This window comes from Corynebacterium limaceinasi (assembly GCF_046717465.1).
In the GTDB taxonomy this organism is placed as follows: domain Bacteria; phylum Actinomycetota; class Actinomycetes; order Mycobacteriales; family Mycobacteriaceae; genus Corynebacterium.
Genome location: NZ_CP177100.1, coordinates 604,880 through 619,407, shown reverse-complemented (window position 1 = coordinate 619,407; position 14,528 = coordinate 604,880). Strand labels below are relative to the sequence as shown.

At 58.7% G+C, this 14,528-nt stretch carries 13 protein-coding genes; 9 read left to right on the top strand and 4 right to left on the bottom strand.

Translation table 11 applies throughout. The features are described 5' to 3' along the window. Positions 1 to 123 precede the first annotated feature (123 nt). Positions 124 to 2,553, top strand: a complete 2,430-nt coding sequence (locus ACLI1Q_RS03075) for a DUF262 domain-containing protein (protein WP_411697069.1) — start codon at positions 124 to 126, stop codon at positions 2,551 to 2,553. Between the two features lie 91 nt (positions 2,554 to 2,644). Here the strand turns inward: ACLI1Q_RS03075 and ACLI1Q_RS03070 are convergent, their stop codons facing one another. Continuing rightward, positions 2,645 to 3,586: a nucleoside hydrolase gene (locus tag ACLI1Q_RS03070; protein ID WP_239269381.1), complete on the bottom strand. Its 942-nt coding sequence runs from the start codon at positions 3,584 to 3,586 to the stop codon at positions 2,645 to 2,647. Between the two features lie 150 nt (positions 3,587 to 3,736). Between ACLI1Q_RS03070 and ACLI1Q_RS03065 the strand changes: the two genes are divergently transcribed. Genes ACLI1Q_RS03065 through hepT form a run of 3 tightly spaced genes read left to right on the top strand, consistent with a single transcriptional unit; the run spans position 3,737 to position 5,846 of the window. After that, positions 3,737 to 4,939, top strand: a complete 1,203-nt coding sequence (locus ACLI1Q_RS03065; RefSeq protein WP_239269380.1) for an amidase — start codon at positions 3,737 to 3,739, stop codon at positions 4,937 to 4,939. A gap of 56 nt (positions 4,940 to 4,995) precedes the next feature. After that, positions 4,996 to 5,415, top strand: a complete 420-nt coding sequence (locus tag ACLI1Q_RS03060) for a hypothetical protein (RefSeq protein ID WP_239269379.1) — start codon at positions 4,996 to 4,998, stop codon at positions 5,413 to 5,415. Then, positions 5,412 to 5,846 (top strand): type VII toxin-antitoxin system HepT family RNase toxin, encoded by a 435-nt coding sequence (gene hepT / locus ACLI1Q_RS03055; RefSeq protein WP_239269378.1) that lies wholly within the window; start codon positions 5,412 to 5,414, stop codon positions 5,844 to 5,846. Before ACLI1Q_RS03060 ends, hepT begins: the two co-directional genes overlap by 4 nt. Here hepT and ACLI1Q_RS03050 read toward each other — a convergent pair. Further along, positions 5,832 to 6,341, bottom strand: coding sequence for a 2'-5' RNA ligase family protein (locus ACLI1Q_RS03050; RefSeq protein WP_239269377.1), 510 nt, complete (start codon positions 6,339 to 6,341; stop codon positions 5,832 to 5,834). The genes hepT and ACLI1Q_RS03050 overlap by 15 nt on opposite strands. Before the next feature lie 349 nt (positions 6,342 to 6,690). Here ACLI1Q_RS03050 and ACLI1Q_RS03045 point away from each other — a divergent pair, with 349 nt between their 5' ends. The 4 genes from ACLI1Q_RS03045 to ACLI1Q_RS03030 all read left to right on the top strand — a co-directional run bounded on the left by ACLI1Q_RS03045 (position 6,691) and on the right by ACLI1Q_RS03030 (position 12,922). Continuing rightward, complete coding sequence (locus ACLI1Q_RS03045) at positions 6,691 to 8,637, top strand: fructose-specific PTS transporter subunit EIIC (protein WP_239269376.1); 1,947 nt, start codon at positions 6,691 to 6,693, stop codon at positions 8,635 to 8,637. 145 nt (positions 8,638 to 8,782) lie between these two features. Then, positions 8,783 to 9,544, top strand: coding sequence for a LamB/YcsF family protein (locus tag ACLI1Q_RS03040; RefSeq protein ID WP_005277447.1), 762 nt, complete (start codon positions 8,783 to 8,785; stop codon positions 9,542 to 9,544). Beyond that, positions 9,544 to 11,145 (top strand): 5-oxoprolinase/urea amidolyase family protein, encoded by a 1,602-nt coding sequence (locus tag ACLI1Q_RS03035; RefSeq protein WP_284771779.1) that lies wholly within the window; start codon positions 9,544 to 9,546, stop codon positions 11,143 to 11,145. The genes ACLI1Q_RS03040 and ACLI1Q_RS03035 overlap by 1 nt, the downstream gene beginning before the upstream one ends. Then, a complete protein-coding gene (locus ACLI1Q_RS03030; protein ID WP_284771780.1) occupies positions 11,135 to 12,922 on the top strand; it encodes an acetyl/propionyl/methylcrotonyl-CoA carboxylase subunit alpha in 1,788 nt (595 codons plus the stop codon). The genes ACLI1Q_RS03035 and ACLI1Q_RS03030 overlap by 11 nt, the downstream gene beginning before the upstream one ends. A gap of 30 nt (positions 12,923 to 12,952) precedes the next feature. Here the strand turns inward: ACLI1Q_RS03030 and ACLI1Q_RS03025 are convergent, their stop codons facing one another. Together ACLI1Q_RS03025 and ACLI1Q_RS03020 are read right to left on the bottom strand one after the other, a co-directional pair. Next, positions 12,953 to 13,636, bottom strand: coding sequence for a hypothetical protein (locus ACLI1Q_RS03025; protein WP_239269373.1), 684 nt, complete (start codon positions 13,634 to 13,636; stop codon positions 12,953 to 12,955). Beyond that, a complete protein-coding gene (locus ACLI1Q_RS03020; protein ID WP_239269372.1) occupies positions 13,633 to 13,779 on the bottom strand; it encodes a hypothetical protein in 147 nt (48 codons plus the stop codon). Before ACLI1Q_RS03020 ends, ACLI1Q_RS03025 begins: the two co-directional genes overlap by 4 nt. A gap of 116 nt (positions 13,780 to 13,895) precedes the next feature. Between ACLI1Q_RS03020 and ACLI1Q_RS03015 the strand changes: the two genes are divergently transcribed. Continuing rightward, positions 13,896 to 14,513, top strand: a complete 618-nt coding sequence (locus ACLI1Q_RS03015; protein ID WP_239269371.1) for a GntR family transcriptional regulator — start codon at positions 13,896 to 13,898, stop codon at positions 14,511 to 14,513. Positions 14,514 to 14,528 lie beyond the last annotated feature (15 nt).

The window sequence follows — 14,528 nt, the reverse complement described above, 5'->3', positions numbered from 1 at the left end:
CCTGAGCCGGACCCCAACACTGTCACCCGATTCACAGATTCAGAAAGGACAGATACACCACTCCACCGGACTTGACCTAATATAGCCTTGTCCTCCTAATTTCCTTCTCGCGAAAGGTCTCCCATGCGCGGCAGCATCCGCGAAATCTATACGCTTTATGATGGCAATAATCGCCGTCTCCTCATCCCCGTATACCAGCGCAATTACGACTGGCAGCACAAACAATGTGCCCGGCTTTTTGACGATCTCGAGGAAATAATCCTTAGCGACCGAAAGAAACACTTCTTCGGCGCGGTAGTCGGGAAGAACCAAGATTCCTGGAATTGGATTGTCATCGATGGCCAACAGAGGCTTACCACCGTCAGCATCCTCATGCTTGCTTTCGCTCATGCCCTCCGAGATGGCGAAATCCAGAGTGAAGATCCCTCGCTTGCTGAGAAAATTATTTCTGACTACCTGCGAATCGGCCACAACAAGGAGAACCCGCGTTTCAAGCTTAAGCCTGTAAAAGACGATGACAATGCTTATCAGAAACTATTTGGTCCTGAAAGTGAATTCATCAACTCATCGAATGTAACGTCTAACTACCGTTTCTTCCGAGAAAAGCTGCGTTCTACCCCTTTAGACGCTGACCAGGTTTGGAAAGCGATCTGCCGCCTCGAAGTAATGCACTTGGATTTGGAGGAATACGACGAGCCCCAGCGCATCTTCGAAAGCTTAAACTCCACCGGTTTGGAACTTAAAGAAGCTGACAAAATTCGCAACTTTGTCCTCATGGGCTTGGACTCTACGCAACAGGAAAGGTTATATAACGAACGCTGGAATCCGATTGAAGACAACTGCAACTTTCAGACCGACTCTTTCATTCGCTGGTATCTCACTACGTACACCACCAAGACCCCACGCGAACAAGACGTTTATGAGGCATTCAAATCTTTCGCTTCCAAGCGCAAGACGAATATGCCAGAGCTCTTGGATGATTTATACGCCTATTCCAAGTATTTCCGTGAAATACGCGAATCCGATACCGGTTATCCTGAAATAGACACGCAGCTAAAGCGCATGAACGAATTTATGGGCGCTGTGGTTCTACCATTCCTTATGCCGCTTCTTCGCGATGTCCACGAATCCAAGACGACGCCTGAGGACTTCCTCGAAGTGTTGCTCACCATCGAGTCCTATATCGTCCGCCGATTTGTCACCGGCATCGCTACCAACTCACTCAATAAAATCTTCGCGACTATGTACGCGGAGGTCAGTAAGCTTCACTCAGACGGCACCCCATTCGCCCCAATCGTCATCTATCAGATCAACAGGCGTTCAGGCAGCGGTCGTTTCCCCACCGATGCTGAGTTCAAGGAAGCCTTTGCCACCAAAGACTTCTACAACATTCGGGCATACTGGCGGCAGTACCTTTTCAATTGCCTGGAAAACGGTGATTCAAAGGATATTCGCGATGTCTCCAAGGCGCTTGCTGAAAATAGGATTTCCATCGAGCACATCATGCCCCAGACCCTTACTGATGCTTGGCGCCAGGAGCTCGGTGACAGGGCCGAAGAAATTCACGAGTCATGGTTAAACCGAATTGGCAATCTCACGGTCACCGGCTACAACTCTTCCTACTCGAATTCTCCATTTACCATCAAGAAAACCATGGAGAACGGCTTCGACAGCTCGCCGTATCGCCTCAATGAGCTCCTGCGGGAATCCGATCGCTGGTCCTTACCCCAGATTGAAAAGAGAAACGAGGTCCTTACCGATAAAGCATTAGATTTCTGGGAAACTAAGTCAACCAACTTCGCACCGCCAGAGGCAGTACTCCCAAAGGAGCCGATGGGTGAAAGCGAAGAATTCAGTGGTCGAAAAATTAGAGGATTTGAATTCGGCGACTTTAGAAAGACCACTAAATCGTGGGCTGACATGGTCGAAGCAGTACTGAAGTATTTACTTCACGAGCACCGGACTGAAATTCTTTCTTTCGCAGAATCTTCGAAATTCCTTCGGTCTAAAAAGCCTACCACCGAAAAAACTGGGTCTTTCCGAAAGATTGAGGAAGGCCTTTATGTTCAGGTTGGCAACAACACTTCTGCCAAAATCTGGTTCCTTCGAAGCCTTTTCGAATATCTCGACTTAGATCCAGAAGATCTTGTATTCACCTTCCCTGTATCCAAAACAGGTCGGACAGATGACACAGGAGACCAAGATAGCAGCGACACTTCAGGCAAGTATGCAGAGCTCACTAAGTTCTATGATCAACTGGTTGAAGCACAAGAGCTAAAGGGTACGCCCCAGAGTACCGAGTCACTTCGCAGTGAGTTCATTAAGGACTTTGAATACTTTAGTGTCACAGACCCCCAAGCATTATTTGGCGGTAAAGAGCTCGCGGAATTCATTTCGTCCACCGCGATCCCTGAAATGAGCGACGACCAAGTCCTAGCTGTACTCACTCAGCACATCAAAGTGTCTCAAATGCTTGGTGGAAGTTATCTCCACCAAGAAATAATTAACGGCTCAATCGCTGAGCTAATTCACCGATTGAGCGAGTTTTCATAAAACCCATGAGGACTTTTACAGAGCCCCAAACAGCCGTGATATGCCCTGCAATTAGCAATACAGCGGCTGTAACAGGGCTAATGGCTCACTTTTAGGCCAGGTTCTTTAACGCGTCAGTAACCAAGCGCCAGAACCCCGCGTGATCCAACTTGGTAGCGACTTGGGTATGGCAGCTGTCATCGGCGGGTTCACGTAAGTCAGTCACGGTCATGCCGGTGGTAAGTGCGCCGGCAAGCTCGACATGGACGGGCGCTTTGCGGGTTTGTACGATGCTCGGATCGATGAGGTAAGCCACCGTACACGGATCGTGCACCGGGGGATCCGTAAAGCCTTGGTTTTGCTGATACGCCTCGCGGAAGAAACCGAAGAGTCCGACAACAAAGTCCGAGACGGGTGTATTCAACGCCTTAATTGCAGCTTCGACCTCGGCTGTTGCTAGTGCTTGGTGGGTAAGGTCGAGCCCGACCATGGTGACCAGCCACGGCTCTTCGAAGACGATATGTGCTGCCTCAGGATCGATCTTGATATTGAATTCGGCGACTGGGGACCAATTGCCCTCGTGGTAGCCGCCGCCCATGAGCACGACCTCTTTGACGCGCTCGACGATGCGCGGTTCTTTACGCGCCGCCATAGCGATATTGGTCAACGGCCCCGTTGGGACCAAGGTAATGGTGCCGGGTTCGTGGGACATGACGGTGTCGATGATGAAGTCGATGGCGTGGGCATCGGCAAGCGCGGTGCTGGGCTCCGGAAGATCGACGCCGTTGACGTCCATGCCGGTGGAGCCGTGGATCGCCTCAGCGACTTCTACGGGGCGCACGAGCGGGCGATCGCAACCGGCGTAGACAGGAATCTCTGGGTGGCCGGCAATTTCCTTGACCACGAGGGCATTGCGGGCAACCTTGTCCAAGGTCTGGTTGCCGCCGACAGTGGTAATGCCCAGCAGATCGATGTTGGGGTTTCCCATGGCCAAGAGCAGGGCTACCGCATCATCGTGGCCAGGGTCGCAATCCAGAATAATTTTTCGCGTCATGTCTCGAGCCTACTTTTGGTCGGTGAAGACCGCCACGGTTTCATCGTGTGGCACAGCTTCATTTCCTCCGTGCTCACCAGCTGTACCCTGGAAAGCAGCAAGTCACCCCGCAAACGGTATGAACCGTCGTGGAAAGGAATTCGCCCCACCATGTCGACAGTTTCTGACCGCCTGACTCACGCGCAGCAGGAGTTTAACGCGGTAATTTCCACCATCCCTTTTGATGAGGACACCGTGGATACTGCCCCTACGCTGCACGGATTACCCGTTGCCTTTAAAGACATCGTGGATATCGCCGGAGTGCCAACGACCTGTGGCACCAACGTTGATACGGGACCGGCTCCAACGCAGAATGCCACGGTGGCACAGCGGCTAATGGATGCCGGCGCGATTCCCGTGGCCAAGGCCAACCTCCAGGAATTTTCCTATGGCATCTTGGGCGATGCCTCCGCGTATGGCCGCGTCATCAATCCGCGTGATCCGCAGGTCTGCGGCGGCGGATCCAGCTCTGGGTCGGCGGCGCTGGTTGCGTGCGGAGCGCTCGATCTCACGGTGGGTTCCGATAGCGCAGGTTCTGTGCGTGTCCCGGCCGCCAGCCAAGGCGTGCTGGGATTTAAGCCAACCACCGGCACGATCCCGCTCGATGGGGTCTTCCCCTTCGCGCCAAGCTTCGATTGCATCGGATTCTTCGCCAGCTCCATCGACCTCATCGAGCAGGCCCTGCTAGCAACGGCGGATAAGACACCGGAGCCGGCCGAGAATGTATCCACCATCGATGTCTCTGCGCTGAATACCAAAGGTGAGCGCTTTGCTGGTCTGCTGTCTGCGCTGCAGGATTCCACGTTCACCGCCGTAGAAGACCTCGATTACTCCCAGCTCGAATCCACCATTGCTGCCACCGCGAAGCTCTACGCGCCGATGCGCCTCAAGGAGGCCTACGCCGTCCACCAGCCCTACCTCGATCAGCGGGATAAGTACCAGGGCGTCATCTTGGAGCGCGTCCTGGGCGGGCAGGATATTACTCAGGCAGAATACGACGCTGCAGCGCAGCAGGTACAACAACTGCGTACGGAAGCACTAACGCTTGTCGATGCCTCCCCCATCATCCTCGCCCCCACCCTCGACGCCGGTCCCATCAGGTGGGACGACATCACTGCAGAAAATACTGCGGATTCTGCTGGCAGCCTGCGCCGCTGGACCGAGCCATTCAATGTCTTGGGCTGGCCGGCGATCACTATCCCGCTGCGCACGAGGGAAACCACGGGGGTGGGTGATGCGGTGCAGGTCATCGGCAAGCCGGGCCAAGACCTCACCGTTTTGCGCGTCGCCCGCGAGATTCAGGCGCTGCTTTAGGCACAGTACAATTCTTCGTGCATCCGCCTGCTCACGGCGTTGGTAAGGTGATGGTTATGAGCACTCCAGCACAGCTTGCCGCGCGGTTGCGCGCCGAGGCCGATGACGGGTCCTTGGAGTCATTCTGCTTGGATACCGGCATTGACCTGCTGGTTCTTTTTGGCAGCGCGCACGTCAATGCCGCCAATGCGAATGATGTTGACCTTGCCTATTCGATCGATTTCTCGCGTGCGAAAGCTGACCGGCCGAACGTGCTCGACGTTGCCACGGCGTTTTACTCCCGCTATGGCGACGGCATCGATCTCATGTGCCTGGATACTGCGGACACGGTGGCGCAGCATGAAGCTCTGCAAAAGTGCGACCTCTTGGTCGATCCATCCAATACCAAATATGGAACGCTGCAAATGATGGCGGCACGGGAGTACATCAATACGGCGTACCGCCGCGAGTTCGAGCTCAGGAGCTTAATGTCATGAGTCCACGGGATTTTCAATCAGACACTATCCGCAAAAGGCTTGTCTCCCTCCAGCGCATACTTGGAGAACTTGAAAAATACCGGGATTCAGACGTGGAAGAACTGCGCTCTGACCTTTCACAAATGTATGCCGTGTTTTTCATGCTGCAGCAAGTAATCGATCTTGCCACGGATATTAACCAACACATTGCGGCAACGACCTTAAACGTTGCGGACTCTAATAGCCGTCGCGGTTTCGAAGATCTCATTCGCGCGGGCGTTTTGCCCTCCGACCTGGAGCAAGATTTCTATAAGAGTGCGGCTTTGCGCAATGTCATTACTCACCAATACGTTGAAGTGGATTTGGGAATCGTCTCCAATTCAATCCCGCGAGTATTAGATGTATATACGCAATATGTTAAATCGATTTCGCGCTGGCTAGCCTCCCGCTAGCACCGTCTTTTCTTGCGTGTGCGGGCGCCAATACGCCGCTTCTACTGCGTTAAGTTCCTTGAAATGCGAGGACGTCAGCTCATCCATCGCGGTTAAATAGCCACCCACATCCTCGCGCGGTAAGCGCAGGCCCATGGTCAGGTGCGGCGTCCAGCGCGGACCGCGGCCCTCAGGATTGGCGGCGCTAATCTTCCGCGCTGCCATTTCGAGTTCATCGCTGGTCTCTAATAAGCATGCCACGGTCCGTTTCCTCTTCGTGCCGAAGATGACGTTTCCCACGCGCCGAAACGTCGCCGGAATGACCGGCGGTAAAAGCTCCGCGGCAAGCTCTACAACGTGGGGCTCCATCTCCTGCGCGAAAGTCACCGTAATATGCGGGCGCTGATTTTGTACGGGGAATCCGCGCTCGGCAAGACCTGCAAAGATCTCCCGAATCTGCTCTTCCTGCTTTTTCGGCAGGTAGAGCAGGATATTATCCGGCGATGCTGTACTCACGATGCGGCTTTCTTCGGTTCAAGTGGGCACGATTCATTCGTGTGCCCAAGATGCGGGCGGTTTCGGTTCTGTTTCTAGGGTACCGCCGGTCAACAATCGTTCGATCTCCGCGATGCTATAGGTCCCATGCTCATTTTGAGCAAAGTCGCCCCTCAAAAATCGCATCGCGCCTTCAATTGACGCAGAGGAGGATGCGCATAGGAGGTTGCGCATAAGACCCTGCACAGAAGAGGTTGTACATCGGGCACTGCGCATTGGCTCCCGCGCATAGGCCCCCATACAGCGGACTCTGCGCAAAGAACCTCCCCTTTTCCTTGTGCTCGTTTACACGGGTGCCTTTAATAAGAGTATGAGCACATCAGATTCTTCGCCTTTCATTCTCGCCATCACGGCGTGCCCAACGGGTATCGCCCATACCTATATGGCCGCCGAGAACTTGGAGGCCGCCGCCAAAAAGCTGGGCTACCGCATCAAGATTGAAACGCACGGTTCCATCGGCGTGGAGGGCAACTTCAGTACACAAGACATCGAGGAAGCCGATTCGATTGTTATCGGTGCCGATACGACCATCGCGAAGGACCGATTCCACGGCAAGCGCTTGGTGGCAACCGGTGTGGACGAGGCCATCAAGCACCCAGAGCGGCTGTTAACCAAGTCCTTGGAGGCAGCAGCGTGGAAGGGTGAGGATAACGGGGCATCGGAAAGCGAGGCGGAGGACGCTGCGGGAGATGCTGGGCTGCGCGGTATTGGGCAGACCATGTACAAGGCGCTGATGAATGGCGTTTCCCACATGATTCCCTTCGTGGTTACCGGCGGATTGCTCATCGCCGTGGCGCTGTCCTTGGGCGGCACGCCCACGCCGGAGGGGCTGTCGATTCCTGAAGATAGCTTCTGGAATACGCTCAATGAACTTGGTGGCCTGGCATTTTCGCTGATGGTGCCGGTCTTGTCTGGTTACATTGCCGTTGGCATCGCGGATAGGCCGGGGTTAGCGCCAGGGCTTATCACCGGGCTCATCGCCACGACCGGTTCGCTGTACGGGTCCGAGGCCGGAGCCGGATTCTTGGGAGGTATCGTCACCGGTATCCTCTCCGGCTACGTGGCCCTTGCAATCAAGAAGATTCCGGTGCACAAATTCATCGCGCCGATTTGGCCGATTATCGTCATCCCGATTTTCACCACGCTGATAGTGGGCTTGGCCTTCATCTATTTCATCGGCGCGCCGATTGCCAGCGCCTTCGAGGCCATGACCGAATACCTCGGTGGGCTGCAGGGCTCGTCTGCGATTGTGCTGGGTCTTATCATTGGTGCGATGATCGCCTTCGATATGGGCGGGCCCTTCAATAAGACAGCCTTCCTGTTTGGCGGCGGCATGATCGCCGCGGGGAATGCAGCCCCGATGGGTATGGCCGCCGCCGCGATTGCGGTTCCGCCGCTCGCAGTGGGCGTGTCCACCCTCCTGCGCCGCGGTTGGTTCAATAAGGCGGAAAAGGATTCCGGTATCGCCGCGCTATTCATGGGATTTTTCGGCATCACCGAAGGCGCCATTCCCCTAGCGGCGGCGCGTCCCCTGCAGGTCATCCCGGCCAACGTCGCCGGTGGTGCCGTCGCCGGTGCGATGGCGGGCGCGTTCGGGGTCCAAGATCATGTCATGCACGGTGGCCCCATCGTCGCCGTCCTCGGCGCGGTGGATCAAGTGGCGTGGTTCTTCCTGTCCATGCTCTGCGGCGTTGCCGTGTGTGCCGCGCTCATGCTCCTGCTCATTCGCCTGACACAGCGCTCCCCGGAAACAGACAAGGAAACGGAGTCACCCGCAGTGCTCCCTCTTCTCGGTACCTCTACTATCAGCCTCGATGAACCGCTCGGTTCCGATCCGAAGGACGTCATCAAGTCGCTCGTTTCCCTCGCCGCCGCCGATGGCCGCATTAACGACGCCGCCGCGGTTGCCGATGCCGCCCTGAACCGCGAGGCCCAACACTCCACCGGCGTGGGCCACGGCGTGGCCATCCCGCACGCTCGTTCCGCCGGAGTTTCCGCACCAACTCTGGCCTTCGCCCGGCTTCCCGAGGGCGGTATCACCTGGGCAAGCGGCGAAGAGCCCACGACTTTAGCGTTCCTTATCGCCGTTCCCGATGACGCCGGAAAACAGCACTTAAAGCTGCTGTCCACCCTCGCCCGCGCCATCATGAAGGAGGATTTCCGCGCCCAGCTGCACGAGGCCAGCTCCTGTGAAGAAGCAGAAGGGATCATCTCCTCTGTCCTCCAGGTCGAACCCCAAGCCGCCGTGGAGTCTTAGTTTTCTTCCTTGCCCACGGCCGCTCCTGAGAGGAGCTGTTCTATCGACACCACTCCGCCCAAAGAGTAACCGCCTTCACAAATGGCAGTGGCACGGGTTACACTTGGAACCACACTTATTGTTCAACAATTAAGGATGGTGTTGAATGGCTTCGCTCCACATTGATCTCAACGCGGACTTGGGTGAAACCACCGCCGGCAACCCGGTAGCCGATGATGCCGCGATGCTGGAGATGGTCTCCTCCGCCAATGTCGCCACCGGCTTCCACGCCGGTGATCCGCACTCCATTGCCCAGACCCTGAAGGCTGCGGCGCGTGCGGGAGTCACGGTCGGAGCACACGTGGGCTATAACGATCCGGCCGGCTTTGGCCGCCGCTTCATCGACTACAATGCAGCGGAGCTCGCGGACGAGGTCACCTACCAAATTGGTGCGCTCGATGCGCTGGCGCGCGCCAATGGCACGCGGGTGTCTTATGTGAAGCCGCACGGCGCGATGTACAACACCATCGTCAAAGACGAAGCACAAGCCAAGGGAGTTATCGCAGGCATCAAGGCCTTCGGTGACCTCCCCGTGATGCTGCTGCCGGGCGGCCTCGCGGTCGATATCGCAGAATCGCAAGGCCTCACCGTCATCCGCGAGGCCTTCGCGGATCGCAACTACAACCCGGATGGCACGCTGGTCTCACGCAAGCAGGACAATGCGGTGATGGGGGATGAAGGGGATGTCGTCAAGCGCGTGCTTGAAGTCGCCCAAACCGGCTCCATTACCGCCATCGATGGCACCACGCTCGATGTGGATGCCCAATCCGTGTGCACCCACGGTGACTCGCCGGGCTCCGTGAAACTGCTGCGCGGTGTGGTCGAGCGCCTCAGCGCGGAAGGAATCGACATTCGGAGCTTTATCTAATGCCGCATATTCACTTCGTTGGCACCCGCGCCCTGCTCATTGATTTGGACGGGCTTGAACAGGTCATGGCGTGGCATGCGGCGCTGTCCGCTAAACCGCTGAAGAATCAGGTGGATTGCATTGCCGCCGCCACCACGTTGCTCATTACCTTTGAGGCGCCTAATTCCGCGCGCGCGGCCGCAGAGTTTCTGGCAGACTTCTCCCCTGCCGCCGCTACCGCGAAGGAAGCGCGCACGGTAGACATCGACGTGCTTTACGATGGCGAAGACGTCGACGCCGCCGCCGAGCTCCTCGGCATGTCGCGCGAGGCCTTGATTGACTGGCATACCTCTGCCGAATGGACCGCCGCCTTTGGTGGTTTTGCCCCCGGTTTTACCTACTGCGCGCCTTCCGATCCGGCCCAGGCCAAGGCCGTGCCACGCCGCTCCGATCCGCGCACGGCCGTTCCGGCTGGCGCCGTGGGCATCGCGGGCGAATTCTCTGCGGTCTACCCGCGCGTTTCGCCAGGCGGCTGGCAGCTGCTCGGTACCACCAATACCCCGATGTGGGATTCGCACGCGAACCCGCCCGCGCTGGTGCAGCCCGGTGACCGCGTGCGCTACCGCGCAGTGGACGAGCTGCCGGACTTGGTGGATCGCAGCGCGGAATCCAAGCGCTCGCCGGCCCGCCTGCCCCGCATGGAGGTCCTCGATGCGGGCCTGCTCACGCTTTATCAAGACCTAGGCCGCCCCGGTGTGGGCGACCTCGGCGTGACCCCGTCCGGTGCCGCCGACCACGCCGCCGCGGCAACCGCGAACGTTGCCGTGGGCAATCCGCGGGGCGCGACGGTGCTAGAAAATATCGGCGGCATCAAGCTGCGCGCGCTTACCGATACCGTCATCTGCGTTACCGGCGCCACCGCCCGCGTCCGCCTGGGTGAGATGCCCGTGCACCTCGCCCGCCCGGTGCTCGTTACCGCCGGCCAGACCGTGACGGTCGGTGCCGCAACCGTGGGCATGCGCAACTACGTAGCCATTCGCGGCGGCATCATCGCCGAATCCGAGCTCGGCTCCTCTGCCACCGATGTCCTCTCCGGCCTCGGCCCCGACCCCGTCACCACTGGCGATGTCATCGGTGTGCTGCCGCGCTCGACCGGCATGACGGATGCACAATTGGTCAACCCCCTGCGCGTATCCGCTGATTCCGCTGGCAAGACGCGCGCGACGCTGCGCTGCGTGCTAGGCCCGCGCGATGACTGGTTTGGCGATAATATCTCCACCTTCCTAGATACCGAATGGGTCGTTTCCTCTGATTCCAACCGCGTTGGCCTGCGGCTTTCCGGGGCTAAAGACAGCGCAGAGACTTCCGATATCACCGTGCAGCGCGTGAAAGACGGCGAGCTCCCCTCTGAGGGAATGGTGGCCGGTTCCATCCAGATCCCGCCGAATGGCAAACCGGTGGTTTTCCTGCGTGACCACGCCGTCACCGGCGGCTACCCCGTCATCGCCACCGTGTTGGAAGAAGATATCGACATCGCCGCGCAGCTCCCGCCCGGCGCGCGCGTGACCTTCCGCCTCGTGACACCCCAAGCTTTAAATACTGGAGAAGAAAATGCAGATTAAAACCGTCCTCATTGCTAACCGCGGCGAAATCGCCGTGCGCATCGCCCGCGTGGCCCGCGACTTGGGCATTAAGTCCGTCGCCATTTATTCCGAGGCCGACGCCGGTGCCCTGCACACCCAGGTTGCCGATGAAGCCTATGCGCTGCCCGGCAATACCGCTGCCGATACCTATATGAATATCCCGGCGCTGCTGGATATCGCCGTGCGCGCCGGTGCGGATGCCATCCACCCGGGTTACGGTTTCCTCTCCGAAAACGCCGACTTTGCCCGCACCGTCACCGATGCCGGCATGATCTGGATCGGCCCCTCGCCGGAATCCATCGAGCTTTTGGGCGATAAGATTGCCGCCCGCCGCGTTGCCGAGGAGGTCGGCGCGCCCCTGGCTCCGGGCACCTCCGATCCCATTGATGATTGGCAGGAGGCCCGCGCCTTTGCCGAGGAGCATGGCCTGCCGATTGCCATCAAGGCCGCTTATGGCGGCGGCGGGCGCGGCCTTAAGGTCGTGGATTCCATGGATGAGATCGAGGGCGCGTTCAACTCCGCCGGGCGCGAGGCCATGGAGGCATTCGGCCGCGCCGAGTGCTACGTGGAGAAGTTCCTTACCCACCCGCGCCACGTAGAAGCGCAGGTCCTGGCGGATACCCACGGCAACGTCCGCGTGCTGGGCACCCGCGATTGCTCCACCCAGCGCCGCTTCCAAAAGCTCATCGAGGAGGCCCCCGCGCCCGCGCTTTCCGATGCCCAGCGCACCGGCATCATCGAAGGTGCCCGCTCCATCTGCTCCCACGTGGGCTATACCGGAGCCGGCACCGTGGAATACATCGTTTCCGAGGATGGCACCATCTCCTTCTTGGAGGTCAATACCCGCGTCCAGGTCGAACACCCCGTGACCGAGGTGGTGACCGGCACCGATATCATCGCCGAGCAATTCCGCATCGCCGCGGGCGAGCCCCTTTCCATCGCTGAGGATCCAGCCTCCACCGGCCACGCCTTCGAGTTCCGCATCAATGCCGAGGACATCCTCAACGGCTTTGCCCCCTGCCCCGGCACCATCGTCTCCTTCGAGCCGCCAACCGGCCCCGGCATCCGCGTCGATTCTGCTGTCCGCTCGGGTTCTATCATTCCGCCGTACTATGACTCGCTCATCGCCAAGCTCATCGTCTGGGGGCCCACGCGCGAGGTAGCCCTCGCCCGTTCGCGGCAGGCGCTGCGCGAGTTCGATGTCTCCGGCGTGCGCACGGTGCTGCCCTTCCACCGCGACATGATGGACGAGCCAGCACTTATTGGCACCGCGTCTTCCGCTGAGGCCGATGCCGGCGCCAGCGACATCGGTGTCTTTACTGACTGGCTCGATCACAACTACCGGCCCTCTGCCGCCAACCAGGTAGACAAGGTCGAGGCAATCTACACCAAGCGCCGGACGGTCGCGGTAGAAATCGACGGCAAGCTCGTCAATATCGGCGTGCCCATGGATTTCCTCGCAGGCGCCGGTGCCGGCGCTGGCGCGGGCGCCGCGGATGGTTCTGGTGCCACCGCTCCCTCGACGGCCGGGGCGCAGTCCACCGACGATAGCGCGGTCACCTCCCCCTTCGAGGCCAACCTCGTGGCCTGGAATGTATCCGATGGCGATAGCGTCTCCGAAGGAGATTCCATCGCCACGGTTGAGGCCATGAAGATGGAATCTGCCATCAAGGCCCCGCGCGGCGGCACCATCAAGATCCTTGCTGAAGAGGGCGACCGCCTGGATTCCGCGACGGTGATTGCGACCATCGACTAGCGCATGCTGCCTGCCGGTGGGCCCGCGCACCTACCTGGGCGCCTGGCCGTGCAAATACTCGCCAAGGTAGGGCAAGAGGAAACGCACGGTTCCATAGCGGCGGCTAGCGATGAGATCGCGTTCTAAAAGCAGCTTGCGGGCCATGAAAATGGCATTGGGAGTCTTGCCCAGGCTCGCGGCGATGGCACCGGTGGGAATATCAGCGCCGTGTTCGGTTTCCAGCTCCGCCATGGCGTTGAGAAAAGCGCGCTGGGCGTCAGGAACATTCTTCAACGCAATCCTGTGCACCTGGTTGCCCATGTGCGCTGGAATCTCGCGCGCAATGGAGGACACGTGACGCTCCTCGATGGCATCCGCCCCATCGAGTACCGCACGGGTCCACGCCAAAGCGCCGACCAGCTGCAATAGGTACGGATAGCCCTGCACCAATGCGGTCGCCTCTTTTAAAGCGTGCTCGCTGAAACCGCGCCCAGCCGCGGTAGCGGTGCTGTGCAGGGTATCGGCTACGGTGGCATCATCAAGCAGCCCCAAATCCAGCCTTTGAGCGCGGCGCAAAAAGGTGGTGCCCTCATGCTCCAAAAGTTCTTCTACCCCAAACGTCAATCCCGCGGCGGCGAAGGCGATATCGTATTCGTCGCGAATGAGATCCTGGATGGCGGTTGCGAGCTGTGCAAGCTCATCCACGGAAGCCGCTTGCACCTCATCGACAGTCAACAGGACACCAGCAAGGCGCGCTGCATGCTGCCCACGCCGCCCACGAGCCCATAGTTAAACGAGCTAATTTCAAATTCGCGCCCGGCCAGCTGCACCGGCGACGCGCCGAAACTGGGGCGAAAAGGATTCTTATCCAGAATCACTATGCCAGAGCTTCCATTTAGATCCTTTAGAACTTTGCCACCTCTTTAGAACTTTTAGATCTTTAAGTCATACGGAATGGCCGTTGACGCCTCACCCATTCAGTAAGGTGAGGGTCATGCTTTCCCAGTCCGTCGCCACCGCTTTGCGCCAAGAGATGTCGGCCGGCAATTTTCAGCCCGGCGAGCAGCTCAGCGAGGTAAAGGTGGCCGAGCAATTCGGTTGCTCCCGCAATACCCTCCGCGAGGCTTTCACCACGCTCGCCGCCGAGCGCCTGGTCGAGCGCATCCCCCACCGCGGCGTCTTCATCGCCACCCCGGATGCCGCCTATATCCGCGATTTATTCGCCGCCCGCGCCGCCATCGAGCCGGCCGCGGCGCGCTGGGGCGCGTTTGCCGATGCCCCCTCGCTTATCTCCCTCGCCTCCTCCGCCTTCGAGTGCGCGAGGCGCGATAAGCACCAGGAAGTCTCCTCCATTAACCAGCGCTTCCACCAAGCCCTGGTGGCAGGGCTGGGTTCCCCCACCTTGGATGAGCAGATGAGCAACCTGCTCGCGCGCATGCGGCTTACCTTTTTATTGGTCATCCCCCGCTACCCACAGCTGCACGCCGAGCACATTCAAGGCAACGTGGATGTGGCCACGCTCATCGCGGATGGAAAACGCGAAGAGGCCACCACACACTTGCGCGATAGCCTCTTAGAAACTTGCGATACCATCTTATCCTTCACGGACTAATTAAGCGGCGGGGTC